The sequence below is a fragment of the Corallococcus sp. Z5C101001 genome, from assembly GCF_007352635.1.
In the GTDB taxonomy this organism is placed as follows: Bacteria; Myxococcota; Myxococcia; order Myxococcales; family Myxococcaceae; genus Corallococcus; species Corallococcus silvisoli.
In genome coordinates, this window is sequence record NZ_VKLU01000008.1 from 135,695 (window position 1) to 149,219 (window position 13,525).

13 protein-coding genes are annotated in these 13,525 nt (G+C 72.6%); 7 read left to right on the forward strand and 6 right to left on the reverse strand.

The annotated features are described in order from the left end of the window. Positions 1 to 193: 193 nt before the first annotated feature. On the reverse strand, positions 194 to 1,366 hold the full coding sequence (locus tag FOF48_RS18475; RefSeq protein ID WP_186001966.1) for a PD40 domain-containing protein: 1,173 nt from the start codon (positions 1,364 to 1,366) through the stop codon (positions 194 to 196). Positions 1,367 to 1,720: 354 nt separating this feature from the next. Between FOF48_RS18475 and FOF48_RS18480 the strand changes: the two genes are divergently transcribed. The 3 genes from FOF48_RS18480 (at position 1,721) to FOF48_RS18490 (ending at position 3,301) form a co-directional block, all read left to right on the forward strand. After that, positions 1,721 to 2,542 carry a hypothetical protein gene (locus tag FOF48_RS18480; protein ID WP_143903468.1) on the forward strand — a complete coding sequence of 274 codons (822 nt, stop codon included), beginning with the start codon at positions 1,721 to 1,723 and terminating at the stop codon, positions 2,540 to 2,542. Between the two features lie 110 nt (positions 2,543 to 2,652). Next, on the forward strand, positions 2,653 to 3,009 hold the full coding sequence (locus tag FOF48_RS18485; RefSeq protein ID WP_143903470.1) for a hypothetical protein: 357 nt from the start codon (positions 2,653 to 2,655) through the stop codon (positions 3,007 to 3,009). 40 nt (positions 3,010 to 3,049) lie between these two features. Next, positions 3,050 to 3,301 (forward strand): hypothetical protein, encoded by a 252-nt coding sequence (locus FOF48_RS18490; protein WP_143903472.1) that lies wholly within the window; start codon positions 3,050 to 3,052, stop codon positions 3,299 to 3,301. A gap of 19 nt (positions 3,302 to 3,320) precedes the next feature. Here the strand turns inward: FOF48_RS18490 and FOF48_RS18495 are convergent, their stop codons facing one another. Together FOF48_RS18495 and FOF48_RS18500 are read right to left on the reverse strand one after the other, a co-directional pair. Continuing rightward, positions 3,321 to 3,977, reverse strand: coding sequence for a metallophosphoesterase (locus FOF48_RS18495; RefSeq protein ID WP_143903474.1), 657 nt, complete (start codon positions 3,975 to 3,977; stop codon positions 3,321 to 3,323). An 85-nt stretch (positions 3,978 to 4,062) separates the two neighbouring features. Beyond that, positions 4,063 to 5,010, reverse strand: coding sequence for a sigma-70 family RNA polymerase sigma factor (locus tag FOF48_RS18500; RefSeq protein WP_255442349.1), 948 nt, complete (start codon positions 5,008 to 5,010; stop codon positions 4,063 to 4,065). A 188-nt stretch (positions 5,011 to 5,198) separates the two neighbouring features. Here FOF48_RS18500 and alr point away from each other — a divergent pair, with 188 nt between their 5' ends. Next, positions 5,199 to 6,434, forward strand: coding sequence for an alanine racemase (alr, locus tag FOF48_RS18505; RefSeq protein ID WP_143903476.1), 1,236 nt, complete (start codon positions 5,199 to 5,201; stop codon positions 6,432 to 6,434). Here alr and FOF48_RS18510 read toward each other — a convergent pair. Continuing rightward, positions 6,391 to 7,455 (reverse strand): lysophospholipid acyltransferase family protein, encoded by a 1,065-nt coding sequence (locus FOF48_RS18510; protein ID WP_370456597.1) that lies wholly within the window; start codon positions 7,453 to 7,455, stop codon positions 6,391 to 6,393. The genes alr and FOF48_RS18510 overlap by 44 nt on opposite strands. Positions 7,456 to 7,553: 98 nt before the next feature. Between FOF48_RS18510 and FOF48_RS18515 the strand changes: the two genes are divergently transcribed. Beyond that, entirely contained in the window at positions 7,554 to 10,310 is a 2,757-nt protein-coding gene (locus FOF48_RS18515; RefSeq protein WP_143903478.1) for a M1 family metallopeptidase, read from the forward strand. A 76-nt stretch (positions 10,311 to 10,386) separates the two neighbouring features. On the opposite strand, the gene FOF48_RS18520 is transcribed toward FOF48_RS18515, so the two are convergent. Together FOF48_RS18520 and FOF48_RS18525 are read right to left on the reverse strand one after the other, a co-directional pair. Beyond that, positions 10,387 to 11,139, reverse strand: coding sequence for an enoyl-CoA hydratase (locus FOF48_RS18520; RefSeq protein ID WP_143903480.1), 753 nt, complete (start codon positions 11,137 to 11,139; stop codon positions 10,387 to 10,389). Positions 11,140 to 11,150: 11 nt separating this feature from the next. Then, a complete protein-coding gene (locus FOF48_RS18525) occupies positions 11,151 to 12,062 on the reverse strand; it encodes a ribose-phosphate pyrophosphokinase (protein WP_143903482.1) in 912 nt (303 codons plus the stop codon). Positions 12,063 to 12,195: 133 nt separating this feature from the next. On the opposite strand from FOF48_RS18525, the gene FOF48_RS18530 reads away from it, so the two are divergent. Together FOF48_RS18530 and FOF48_RS18535 are read left to right on the forward strand one after the other, a co-directional pair. Continuing rightward, positions 12,196 to 12,882 (forward strand): phosphoribosyltransferase, encoded by a 687-nt coding sequence (locus tag FOF48_RS18530; protein ID WP_143903484.1) that lies wholly within the window; start codon positions 12,196 to 12,198, stop codon positions 12,880 to 12,882. 52 nt (positions 12,883 to 12,934) lie between these two features. Next, entirely contained in the window at positions 12,935 to 13,390 is a 456-nt protein-coding gene (locus FOF48_RS18535; RefSeq protein ID WP_143903486.1) for an archease, read from the forward strand. The last annotated feature ends 135 nt before the right edge of the window (positions 13,391 to 13,525 follow it).

The window sequence follows — 13,525 nt, forward strand, 5'->3', positions numbered from 1 at the left end:
ACCTCCACGGAATATGACAGAGCCTCGGGTGCGTGCGGAAGACACCGTGAGCCCACAGGGTGACGGGGTTCTCGCGTCGTGCGGAGGGGGCGCGTCCTTTGGAGGCCCGGGGGAGAGGGGATGCCTGGGGTTGGCCGACGGAGGCGGACCCGGACATGGAAGTGATTGTCATTGGGATGGGATTGGGCGGCGTTCAGCGCAGCCAACCCAGGTAGCGCGCGTTCCCAGGTCCCGGCCAGGGCTGCGCTTTCGCCAGCGCGACGCTTCGCGCGAGGAGTTGCTCCCGCGGGAGTTCGCTCTCCAGGTCCTCCCGCCGCACCAGGTGGAGGCGCTGGAGCCACCCCTCGCCGCAGAAGCCCGCCTGTGTGTCGTCCCGTCCGGCGAGGATGCTCACGAGGGCCTGGGTGTCGTCCGGCGAGAAGGCCAGCACCGTGAACGCGGTGGCGTCCTGACGCACGGGTTGACGCGCGCGCGTCCCAGGCTCCCAGCGGGAGAGCCGCTGGGGTGGAGGCGTCACGCCCGCGCACTCCGTCGTCGCGCGTTCGGGTGTCACCTCCGTGAAGAGCCCCCCGGGACGCTGGTGGTACCAGGTGAACCGTCCGGAGGACTCCAGGGTGTGCTCGATGGTGAAGGCTTCATCCAGCTTCAGCAGGGCCGCCCTCCTTCCCGCGGGGGAGGTGGCGGCGACGAAGGCGCGGACGCCGTCGGGTGAGACCGAGGGCCCCTCGGACGGTCGGGCTCGCACCTTGCCCGTGGACACCTCCAGGACGCACAGGCGTTGCTCCCCCGAGGCGCCGCACCGGCTGGCGAACGCGATTTCGTTCCGCGACGAGGACCATGCCAGCAATTGGGCCTCTCCCACCTGGGGGCTCAACGGGAAGTCCGCGACCTGGGCCTGGGCGGACGCGACGTCCACGAGGTGGAGACTCAGGGCCGCGCAGCCAGGGCCGGGAGTCTCCAGGACATAGGCCAGACGTGTCCCATCCGGGGACCAGATGAACGTCCCCGCCCGGAGTCCGGCTGGCGGCGGTGGGAGGTCGCGCAGGTCCACGAGCTTGCGCCGACCCGTGCCGTCGGCGTTGACCACGAACAGGACGTTCCACGGCTGCGCGGACGCGAGGTCTCCCTGCCGCTCCGCGTAGGCCACGCGGGTGCCATCCGGCGAGATGCTGGCTCCGTTGATGGGGCCTTCCACCTGGGGGCGGTTCCATGCCGCCACCCTGCCGCTGTCCGTGAGCGCGACGTGCCGCTGCCCGTCGAGGGATTGGAGCCACAGGTCACGCCGCGAACCGGGGCGCTCCTGCCGGAGGTACAGCAACCCGCGCCAGCTGCCCGTGAGGGGTTCGGAGGACCTCGTCCGAGCCATGCTCCCCTCTCGGGAGCAGCCCGAGACCGCGAGCGCTCCCATCCACCCAAGGAACGCACGCCGCCCCGCCAACACGCGCGGCGAGGGCTGAAGGGATGCAGGGAGAGACCTCATGGAAGGCAGCATAGCGACAGCGCCGAGCGCCCCGCACCCCTGCGTCCCCAAACGCATCCGGCGGCCATGAGAGGAATCTTCAATCCCTATTTAAATTGCCTTAATGCGTTAAACGTCAATTTCGTGAAAAGCGAGAACTTCACTTGACGTATGAGTGCCTTTGGCCGTATCCAGAACAGACAACCCTCCCGCCTTCCCTGGCGCTTGGCGTGTCTTCGCCAGCGTCTCCAGAGGTGTCGCATGGTGACTGTCGAGCTGGATATCTTCTCGGGGCGTCCCAATCCGCGGTGGGCGTTGACGGAGCGGGAGGCACGGCAGTTGACCGAACGCATCCGCGCGGACCCCGGGCTGTTGTTGCCATTGGGTGCTGACACGGGGGGTCTGGGTTACAGGGGCTTCATCGTGCGTGCCGAGGACACCGGCATGGCGGACGACTGGAAGCGTCTGGGATTGCCGCCGGTGGTGCGCCTGGGTGGCGCGTTCCAGCCGGAGGCCGCGGAGAGCTCGCGCTTCCTCCTGCACTCCGCGGAGAGCGCGCGGCTGGACCTGCGCGACCCGGGCCCGGTGCTGGCGGAGGCCGAGTCCGTCATCCTCCAGTCCCTGGACGTGCAGGGCGTGATGACCCTCTGCAGCCCGGCGGCGCTGACCAGCGACACGGACTTCAGCTTCTGGAACGGCGCGGCGAACCTCGCCTACAACAACTGCTACAACTTCGCGAGCAACCTGCGCACCAACACCTTCGCGCAGCCGGGCCGCGCGTCCGGGTCCATGTACACCAGCATCGACTGCGCGGCGGTGGGCGGCGGGGCGGTGCGCGACGGGTGGCTGACGACGTGCCGGGCGGATGCCAATTACAATGTCTGTCTGGTCATCTGGCCGAACTATGACTACCACTGGTATCGCTACTGCGCGAACAGCCACTGGTGCCACAAGCCGGGCCAGACGGCGGCGCGCAACTACGACAACTCCAACCAGCTCATCCTCAACCCGGAGACGTGCAACCGGGGCGGCTACACGGTGTTCTGCGGTTACTACCGCGGCTACAACGTGACGGTGTCGTGAAGCGGGCATCGCGAGGCGCGTGGCTGGCGGCGGGCCTGGGACTCCTGGGAGCCTGGGCGTGCGCGACGGGCGGCGCTCCGTCCGACCCGCCGGCAGCGGAGGAGCGGTCCATGGCTTCAGCGGCACGGGCGAGCGTGGATGTCTTCAGCGGCCGCGAACCGCCCAACTGGGCGCTGTCCGCGGACGAGTCGCGCGCCCTGCGGGAGGCGGTGGACGCCCTGCCCACGGGGACGCGGCCCCTGCCCGACGTGGGCCTGGGCTACCGGGGCTTCACGGTGACGTGGGCGGACGGCGCGAAGGCGACGGTGTACCGCGACGTCGTGGAGCTCGCGGTGGGGGGCCGCACGCAGCTGCGTGAGGACGCGTCGCGGGCGGTGGAGGAGCGGTTGTTGTTGGGGTCCAGGGCCCACCTGGACCCGGAGCTGTTCACGGTGGTGGCGTCACAGGTGCAGGCAGCGCAACCCTGAAGCCCGCGAGGGCGGGACTCTTCAAGCGAAGGAGCGTGTCATGTCGGGAGACTCGAACCGCCGGAACTTCCTCAAGGCGATGGGTTTGACCGCCGTCGCGTCCGTGGTGCCCGTGAGCCTGGGCGCCGCAGGCGTGGCGGTGGCGACCCCGGCTGCGTCCGGTGGCTCGGGCGCGCTGGAGCTGTGGCTGCTGGACACTGGCGCGGGCGTGCTGGACGCGGGCCTCTACGGCTCCGCGCGCCAGGGCCTGGTCACGTCCATCCAGGAGCGCGGCCAGTCGCTGCCGTACTGAGCGGGGCGCGAGGCGCCGCTCACAGCGCCATGTACGCGCGGGCTGCCGGGACGGAGTAGAACTTTCCTTCCGGCAGCACGTACGCGGTGAGCTTGCCGCCGTAGACGCAGCCGGAGTCCAGGCCCACCGCGAAGGGATGCCTTTGCAGGCCGCGCATGGCGTCGTGGCCGAAGATGACCAGCTCGGGGCCCTTCCACAGGCTGCCCCAGGGCGCGCCTGCCTCCAGCCGCTTCGACGGCGTCCCATCCGCGGAGATGCTGCGCAGGTTGAGCAGGAACTCCTCCCGCTGCTCCGCCAGCGGCACCCCTGGCACCAGCCCCGCGTGCACCGCGAGCACCTTCAGGTCCGGGAAGTGCGCGTAGGCGGGCAGCGTCTCCAGATAGGCCCAGTCCTCCGCCGTCAGCGTGTCCATCACCTGCCGGTGCTCCGGCTTGAGCTTCTTGCCCTTGGCGGCCCGGCCCGCGTGCCAGCGCAGCACGTGCGCGTCGTGGTTGCCCTTCACCGCCAGGAAGCCGTGTTCGCGCGCGCGGCGCACCACGCCCGCCGAGTCCGGCCCCTTCGCCACCAGGTCGCCCACCAGCACCACCCGGTCCGCGGGCGTCCAGCCACACGCCTTCAGGAGCGCATCCAGCTCGCTGGAACAGCCGTGCACATCCCCGATGAAGAGCGTTCGCATCTCCCCACTCTTTAACGCACTGTCCGCGAATGCCCTGCCGGGATTCTCGGGCTCCTCGCGGGCGGACGGGGCCTCGCGCGCCGCGTTACTCGGAATGCGTGCGCAAAAGCCGGCTCAGGCTCACGTCCAACTGACTGGAGATGAGCCGCAGCACGCTGTCCAGCTGTGAGCGCGTCAGCCGCAGCCGCTCCGTCAGCCGCTGCCGCGTGCCCTCCAGCAGCTCCTCCTGCGCGCCCACCACCCACCGCGCCGCCGTGGAGCGGTGCACGCCATAGAGCGCGCCCAGCTGGTCGATGCCCAGCCCGTCCAGGTACTTCAGCCGCAGGAAGTTGCGCTGCCGCGCGGACAGGGCCGCCAGCGCCGCCTGGAAGGACGCGGTGAACTCCGCGCGGTACGTCTGCTTGAGGTACGCCAGCTCCGGGTCGTCCCCCGGCGCCACCAGCATGGACAGGTCGCCGTCCTCCGACTGGGCCTGCCCCGAGCGCTGCCGCTGCCAGTCCAACGCCAGCCACAGCGCCGCCGCGCGCACCCAGCCCGCCAGCGGACCCGTGCCCGGGTACGCCGCCAGCCGCGCCGGGGCCTCCGCGCTGCCCACCAGCATCCGCTGCCGCAGCGCCTGACGGACCTCGTCCAGCCCGGCCGGCGGCAGCTTCAGGCGCGCCACCGCCGCGTCCACCTCCGGCATCAGCCGCTGCTCGAACGTCGCCAGCGCCGCGGGCAGCCCGTCCGCCGCCGCGCGCGCCAGGTAGACGTCCGTCATGTGCAGCCGCCCCCACGTCTCCTCGTTGCCGTCCGCGGGCACCAGCCGCGCCAGGTGCGCCGCGAAGCGCGGGCCCTCCAGCGCCACGCCGGGCCACGATTGACGCGCTGTCTCCAGGGCCGTGGCCAGCCGCTCCTGGAGGATGGAGAGGGCGCCTGCCGGCTCCGCTCCTCCTCGGGCGGTCATGAAGGCCTGGGCTAGGGGCAGATCCGGGGCGGCCACGAGGAAGGACACTAGCACCGGCCCCTGTCGCGCCGCCGTGTCACCCTTCACGTCGCGGCCGTGCTCCCACCTGTCAGGTGTCCCCCGGGATACGCTCCGGCCCGCGCGTGTCCACCCGCGCACGCCCCCCTGGCCGTGCGGGGCGCCCGGCCTCCACCTCGTCCGCCCGAGCGGCGAACGGCCCACTGTGGCTCTCCAGCCACGGCCGCCCATGGCCCACGCTTTGCTGGTAGAGGCGGATGGACGCAGGAAGGCGCGGAGGTGTGAACGTGGAGCAAGTCGGTGGCGGGCCTGGGGACGCGGTGCACTCCTCGTGGTTGGAGGTGAGCGCGTCCCACCTCCAGCACAACGTGGCGGCGTTCCGCGCGCTGGAGTCATCCGGCCCGGTGCCCCGGGCGCTGGGCGTGGTGCTCAAGGGCAACGCCTATGGCCACGGGCTCGCGCAGGTGCTGCCCCTGGTGCACGCGGGCGTGGACGTCCTCTACTTCATCGCGCCCCAGGACGCGCTCCAGGTGCGCGCGCACGAGGCGGCCCATGGGCTGCCGGCGCGGCAGGTGCTGGTGCTGGGCGCCGTGTCGCCGGAGGAGGCCGTCGTGCTGGCGCGCGAGGGCATCGACGTGGTGGTGGCGGACCGCTCCTGGGCGGACGCGGTGCCGGGCCTTCGCGCCGCGAGGCTCCCGCGCCCCCTGCGCGTGCACGTGCACGTGGACACGGGCCTGGGCCGCGAGGGCTTCACGTTGGATCAACTGCCCAGGGAGACGGCGTTCCTCGCGGACGCGCCGGACGTGTTCGAGCCGGTGGGCGTGCTCAGCCACTTCGCCAACACGGAGGACGTGACGGAGCAGGGGTACGCGCTCGCGCAGCTGGACGCGTTCGAGACGGCGCTCAAGCACCTGGACGCGCAGCTGAAGCCCGCGAAGCCGCTGCAGCGCCACATCTCCGCGAGCGCCGCGGCGCTGGTGCTGCCCCGGGCGCGCTACGAGGCGGCGCGGGTGGGCATCTCGCTGTATGGCCTGTGGCCCTCTCCGGAGACGCGGCTGTCCGCGCGGCTGGTGCTGGGCGAGCTGCCGGTGCTCAAGCCGGTGTTGTCGTGGCGGTGCCGGAGCCAGGTGGTGAAGTGGCTGCCCGCGGGCAGCTACGTGGGCTACGGCTGCACGTACCGCTGCCCGGAGCCTACGCGCCTCGCGGTGCTGCCGGTGGGCTACTACGACGGCTATCCGCGCCTCGCGTCCGGCAAGGCGCACGTGCTGGTGAACGGGCGGCGGTGCGCGGTGCTGGGCCGCGTGATGATGAACCACCTGATGGTGGACGTGACGCGCGCCGCGTCCGACGAGCGCCCGGTGACGGCGACGCTCCTGGGCCGCGACGGCGAGGAGTCCGTGTCCGCCGAGTCCCTGGCCGGCTGGGCCCAGACCCTCCACTACGAGCTGCTCACCCGCCTGGGCGCGCACCTGCGCCGCGTGGTGGTGGAGTAGCGCGCTCCTTCGGCGCCGGACCCTCGGTGAGGCCGGGCGCCGGAGGCTGCACCTTCCAGCGGCGGTGCAGCCACAGCCACTGCTCCGGGTGCCGGCGGATGGCGCGCTCGAGCGCCGCCGTCACGCGCGCGGTGTGCTCGGTGATGGGGTCCGCGCACTCGCCGGGCGCGGGGGGGAGGATGGGGCCCTCCATCTCCAGCTTGAAGCGGGCGCCCGGGCCGGGCGGACGCACGCCCATCACCACGAACACCGGCACGCCCGTGCGCTCGGCGGCCACCGCCATCGCGGGCGTCGTGGAGGCGGGCCTGCCGAAGAAGGGCACGAACACCGCGGACTTCGCCGGCAGCGCCTGGTCCAGCAGCATGTACGCGGACTCGCCCCGGTTCACCGCGTCGGTGATCTCCTGGATGGCGCCCTTCGGGTAGATGAGCCCCGCGCCCGCGCCCAGCCGGTTCACCGCGATGCGCGTGTTCAGCGCGCCCTTCAGCGGACGCACCAGCGCGTTGAGCGGCACGCCCCAGCGGATCAGCATCTGGCCCACCAGCTCCCAGTTGCCGAAGTGCGCCGTCACCAGCAGCGCGCCCTTGCCCGTGGCCACGTGCGCCTTGAGCGCGGCCCACGCCTCCTCGCCTTCGATGCCCTGCTGGTCCCAGTCCGCCGTCATCCGGTCTCCGGACGGAAGGGACTCCACCACCACGCGCGCCATGGTGATGTACGCGCCGCGCGCGATGTCGCGGCGCTCCTGCTCGCTCTTCTCCGGCAGCGCGTGCGCCAGGTTGTCCAGCGCCACCCGGCGGCGGATGCCCAGCGTGTACGCCAGGTTGCCCACGAAGCGCGCCAGCGCGTCCCGCGCGCGGGGCGACATCGCCGTGAGCAGCGCCCAGACGCCGCGCGTCAGGAATGACACGAGGGGACCTGGCGGCGAACCGATGATGCGGCGCAGGTGCTCTGGCGGCTTCCTTCCCTCGGGAGGGGTGTTGGTTTGCGGTGGGGACGGATGCGAGGAGAGGGGGGCGGACACGGCGGCGCACTCCATCGCGAACACGACCTGACAGCAAGGCCACGCATCGCATGCGGGTCGCTACCTTGCCCGGCTGCTCTGGTCCACACTGCGCGGCCATGCCCAACCTGCTCCGTCCGGTGGCGCTGGCCACCGTTACCTTCCTCGCGGCATGTGGTGCCCGTCAGGGCAACGCCCCCGCTCCCGGTGCTGCGGAAACGCCCCCTGTCGCCGCCGCGCCCGCCGCGCCCACGCCGCCGGAGCTGCGGCTGCCCGGCGACGTGCGTCCCACGAACTACTCCCTCGTGTTGAAGATGGATCCGAAGGTCGCGGCCTTCGAAGGCACCGTCGACATCACGCTGGACGTGGCGAAGGTGACGAGCGTCATCTGGCTGCACGGCAAGGACCTCATCGTGAAGGAGGCCACCGTCGAACAGGCCGGCGTCACGCGGGCGGTGAGGCCGTCCTCCGCGGGCGAGGACTTCCTGGGCCTGTCGCTGGACAAGCCCCTGGCCGTGGGCGGCGCGAAGCTGCGCATCGCGTACACGGGCACCGCCTCCGAGCGCGAGGTGTCCGGCGCCTTCCGCGTCAACGAGGACGGCGACTGGTACGTCTACACCCAGTTCGAGGCGCTGGGCGCCCGCCGCGCCTTCCCGTCCTTCGACGAGCCCGGCTTCAAGGTTCCCTTCCAGCTCACCTTCCACGTGCCGGATGGCAACGTGGCCGTCACCAACACGCCGCAGCTGGCGGAGGAGAAGGGCGCGGACGGCTGGCACATCCACCGCTTCGCCCCCACGCAGCCGCTGCCCAGCTACCTGGTGGCCTTCGGCGTGGGCCCCTTCGACTTCCTGCCCGCGCGCGACGCGGGGCAGAAGCACGTGAAGACGCGCATCATCACGCCGCGGGGCCGCGCCAGCGAGGGCGCCTGGGCCGCGAAGGTGACGCCGGAAATCCTGGAGCGCCTGGAGCACTACTTCGGCATCCCGTACGCGTTCGAGAAGCTGGACGTGCTCGCGGTGCCGCTGCTGGGCGGGGCCATGGAGAACCCGGGCCTGGTGACGTTCAACTCGCGCCTCATCCTGTCGAAGCCGGAAGAGGACACCGTGCTCCGGCAGCGCGCGTTCGCCGACGTGCAGGTGCACGAGCTGGCGCACCAGTGGTTCGGCGACCTGGTCACCATGGCGTGGTGGGACGACCTGTGGCTCAACGAGTCCTTCGCCTCGTGGATGACCCCGCGCATCGTGGAGTCGTGGCAGCCCACGTGGGACGCGCCGGTGGAGCGCGTGCAGGAGCGCAACGGCGCGCTGGACTCGGACAGCCTGGTGTCCGCGCGCTTCATCCGCCAGCCCATCCACGACTCCGGTGACATCCAGAACGCCTTCGACGGCATCACCTACGGCAAGGGCAGCGCCGTGCTGGCGATGACGGAGACTTGGCTGGGCCAGGACGTCTTCCAGAAGGGCATCCAGCGCTACCTGCGCGCGCACGCGGGCAAGAACGCCACCGCGAAGGACTTCCTGGACGCGCTGTCCGCCGAGTCCGGCAAGGACGTGGCCCAGGTGATGAACAGCTTCCTGGACCAGACGGGCGCGCCCTTCATCACCGCCGCCCTGACGTGCGACGGCGGCGCGCCGCGCGTGGCCCTCACCCAGCAGCGCTACCTGCGCCTGGGCTCCCAGTCCCCTGGCGCGCAGCTGTGGAAGGTGCCGGTGTGCGTGAAGTACCCGGACGCGGCCGGCAAGAACGCCACCGCGTGCACGCTGATGACGGAGGAGAAGGCGGAGGTCGCGCTGAGCGGGGCGAAGGGGTGCCCGGCGTGGGTGTTCCCCAACGCGGAGGGCGCGGGCTACTACCGCGTGCGGCTGTCGGATGAGACGCGCAAGAAGCTGATGAAGGCGGGCCTGTCGAAGCTGTCGCGCGCGGAGCGCGTGGTGCTGCTGGGGGACTCACTGGCCCTGGCGCAGGCGGGCCTGCTGCCCGCGACGGAGGCCCTGCCGCTGCTCACGGGCGTGGCGGAGGACCCGGACCGGCAGGTGCTGGAGGCCGGCCTGGACCTGCTGGACCTCGTGTCGCGGCGGCTGCTCACGGAGGCCCAGGACCCGGCGCGCTCCCGCTACATCCGGGACACCTTCGGCCCGCGCGCGCGCAAGCTGGGCTTCAAGCCGAAGGCCGGGGAGAGCGAGGATCTGCGCCTGCTGCGGCCGCGCCTGCTGGAGCTGGCCGGCAACGAGGGCGACGACCCGAAGCTCGTCGCCGAGGCGCGCACCCTGGCGGACCAGTGGCTGAAGGACCGCAAGGCGGTGTCCCCGGACGTGGTGACCGTGGTGCTCTCCATCGCCATGGAGCACGGGGACGCGGCCTTCCAGGCGAAGCTGCTGGGGGCGCTGCGCGCGGAGAAGGACCGCTACCATCGCCAGCAGCTGCTGGGCGGCCTGTCCCACGTCACCGACCCGAAGCTCGTGACGGCGAACCTGGACCTGCTGCTGGACCCGGGTCAGGACGCGCGTGAGAACCTGTGGCTGCTCTTCGGGGCGTCGCGCAACCCGGCCACCCGCGACACCGCCGTCGACTTCGTGAAGGCGCACTACGACACGCTGGTGGGCCCCGACGGCAAGTCGGGCCTGATGCCGGAGGGCATGGGGGCCCGGCTGGCGTTCATGGGCGCCGGCTACTGCGACGCGGCCAAGCGCCAGGAGGTGGCCGCCTTCTTCGAGCCGCGCGCCAGCAAGGTGCCCGGCTCCGAGCGCGTGCTCCGGCAGGTGCTGGAGGTCGTGGACCAGTGCATCGCGCTGAAGCAGGCCCAGGGCGCGAGCATCGGGGCGTTCCTCACGGGCGGCGGCGCGAAGGCCCCCCAGGCGCTGCCCGCGCCCCGCTAGGGCGCTGAAAACGGCACCGGGCCCGCGAGACATCCCGCGGGCCCTGTGGAGGGACTTCGGCGACGGGGGCGGAGGGCTACTTCCGGCCGCGCGACATGAAGGACATGAAGGCTTCCTTCGCCTCGTCCGAGTGCAGGCGCTGGATGAACTCGGCGCCTTCGTGCTTGAGGGTGGCCTCCACCTGCTCCCGCAGGGGGCCGCGGATGAGGCGCTTGGTCACCTTCAGCGCTTCGGCCGGACGCTGCGCCAGGGCGCGGGCGCGCTCGGTGGCGAACTCCTTCAGCTGCGCCTCCGGGACGGCCTTGTTGATGATGCCGGCGCGCAGCGCGGTGGCGGCGTCGAACGGGTCTCCGAACAGCAGCAGCTCCGACGCCAGCGCGAAGCCCGCCATGCGCGGCAACAGCAGGCTGCTGGCGCCCTCCGCGCACAGGCCCAGGTTGACGAAGGGCATGCTGAAGCGCGCCTTCTCCCCGGCCACCACGTAGTCACAGTGCAGCAGCATCGTGGTGCCGATGCCCACCGCCGCGCCCTCCACCGCGGCGAGCACGGGCTTGGCCATGCCGGACAGGGTGCGCAGGTACTGGAACACCGCGCTGTCCTCGCCCGCGGGCGGGTGCTCCAGGAAGTCGCCAATGTCGTTGCCCGCCGTGAACGCCCCGCCCGCGCCGGACAGGAGCACCACCCGGATGTCGTCGCGGCGGTCCGCCTCCAGGAGGGCCGCGGTGGCGGCCTCGTACATGGCGTGGGTGAAGGCGTTCTTCTTCTCCGGCCGGTTGAAGGTGACGGAGAAGACCCCCGCGTCGAGCTGCGTCAGAAGCGTGTCGGACATGGCCGGACAGCCTAACGCGCGTCGGGCCGGAGTGCGCGCAAGAGCAGCGGGGCCAGCGTCACCACCTGGTGGGGAAAGGGCAGGCCCTGTCGGGGCTCCACGCTGTCCGTGCTGACCAGCCGCTGGACGGGCACGCCGCGCAGGCGCTCCAGCGCGGGGCCCACCAGCAGGGCGTGCGTGGTGGCGAGGATGAAGTCGTCCGCGCAGCCCTCGCCCTTGAGCTCCTTCGCCGCCGCCGCCAGCGTGCCGCCGGTGGACACCATGTCGTCCACCAGGATGGGGCGCATGCCGCGCACCTGGCCCAGCAGGCCCAGCGTCTCCACGTCGTTGCCGCTCAGCCGCGCCTTGTGCACCACGGCCCACGGGCGGCCGAGCAGCTTCGCCAGCGCCTCCGCGCGCTTCACCGCGCCCAGGTCCGGCGCCACCACCACGGAGGTGTCGGAGACGTAGGGGCGCAGGGCCTCCGCCAGCAGCGGCAGCGCGGACAGGTGCTCCAGCGGGGCGCCGAAGCAGCCCTCCAGCGCCGGGTTGTGCAGGTCCACGGTGAACACGCGCTCGAAGCGGCCATGGGACAGCAGGTCGGCCACCAGCCGGCCGCCCAGGGGTTCGCCCGCGCGGGCCCGCCGGTCCTGCCGCGCGTAGCCCACGTAGGGAATCACCGCCTCCAGCGACGCCGCGCCCGCCCGCCAGCACGCGTCCGCGAGCAGCAGCAGCTCCAGCAGGTGCTCCCCCACGGGCGGCGTGGAGGTCTGGAGGACGACGACGCGGCGGCCCCGGATGGCCTCCGGGGGCACTTCGATGTGCAGTTCTCCATCCGGGAAGCGCTCCAGCTTCACCTCCACCGGGGCGGTGCCGAACGCCTGGGCGAGCGCGCGGCCGAGGTGGGGACTGGCACTGCCGACGACGAGGGCGGGTTCCGTCATGGGGCCCCACCCTAGCCCGGGACGCGCTCACGGTGCCCTGGCCTCCCGGGCATCCCGCCAGGGGAGCCGCTGTCCGCGTCTTCGCCGCCACATCCCGAGGGGACGACCACCTTCCGGGGGAGGGAGGCTGGCGATGCGTTTCCGGGACAGGGCGGAGGCCGGGCAGAAGCTCGCGGGGGTGTTGGCGCCCTACCGCTCCGGGGACGTGTGCGTGCTGGGGCTGGCGCGCGGGGGGCTGCGCGTGGCGCTGGAGGTGGCTCGGGCGCTGGAGGCCCCGCTGGACCTGTGGCTGGCGCGCCGGGTGCGCGTCCCCGGGCAGCGGGCCACGCTGGGCGCGGTGGCGGAAGGGGGCGGGCGCTACGTGGACCCCCAGGCCGCGCGCCAGGCCCAGCTGTCGTCGGACGCGCTCCAGCGCTTCGTGGACGCGGAGGCGGAGGACGTGGAGCAGCAGGCCCGGCAGCTCCGCGGCGGCCCCACGCCCCAGGTGCGCGGGCGCGTGGTGCTGCTGGTGGACGACGGGATGGTGACGGGCGCCACGGCGGCCGCGGCGCTCCTGGCGCTCAAGACGCAGGACGCCCGCCAGCGCATCGTGGCGGTGGGCGTGGCGACGCCGCGGGCGCTGGAGCTGAGCCGGAGCCGGGCGGACGCGGTGCACGCGCTCACGCTGTCGCCCTCGCTGCGGGAGGTCTCCGAGGCCTACGAGATCTTCCCCGCGCTGACCCAGGACGAGCTGCGGCGCTGGCTCACGCGCGCCCGGGAGGGCGTGCCCGCGCGGGCCCTGGGCGTGGCGCCCGACGTGGGCGGCGGGTGGTGGTTCTAGCGCGCCCCCGGGGCAGCGGGGCGCACGAACGGCAGGACACAGGAGAGGACCCATGGACGTTGAGTCAGTGCATGCGGAAGACCGCAGGCCCCGGGCGCACTGGGAGCACTTCACGCGCGAGGAGCTGCTCGGGGTGCGGGGCGTGGGCCGCTCCATGGAGCAGGCCTTCGAGATGGCGGCGCTGGCGCTCTCCGCGCTGGTGACGGACCCCGCCTCGGTGGAGATCCACGAGGAGCTGGAGGTGTCCTGCCAGTCGGTGGACCACGACACGCTGCTGGCGGACTGGCTGCGCGCCGTGGTGGGCGCGATGGCCGGACGGCGCCTGCGCTTCCAGAGCTTCGGGGTGCGCCTGGACGGGCTGAACCTCTTCGGCCACGGCTTCGGGGAGCGCGCCGGGGCCGCGCGCCACGGCGCCAACGTGGCGGTGACGGGCGCGGCGCTCACCCAGGTGTCCGTGCGTCAGGGGCCGGACGGGGTGTGGACCGCCGAGGCGCTGGTGGACTTCTAGGATGCCGGCCCGCGAGGTCGCGCTCCCCGGGGGCGAGGGGCGGCTGGAGCTGCCCCCCGGCGCTCCCGCGGCCAGCGCCGTGCTGGTGTCGTGCTTCGCGTGCCTGGGCCACTCGCCCGGGCCGGAGCGCCTGGC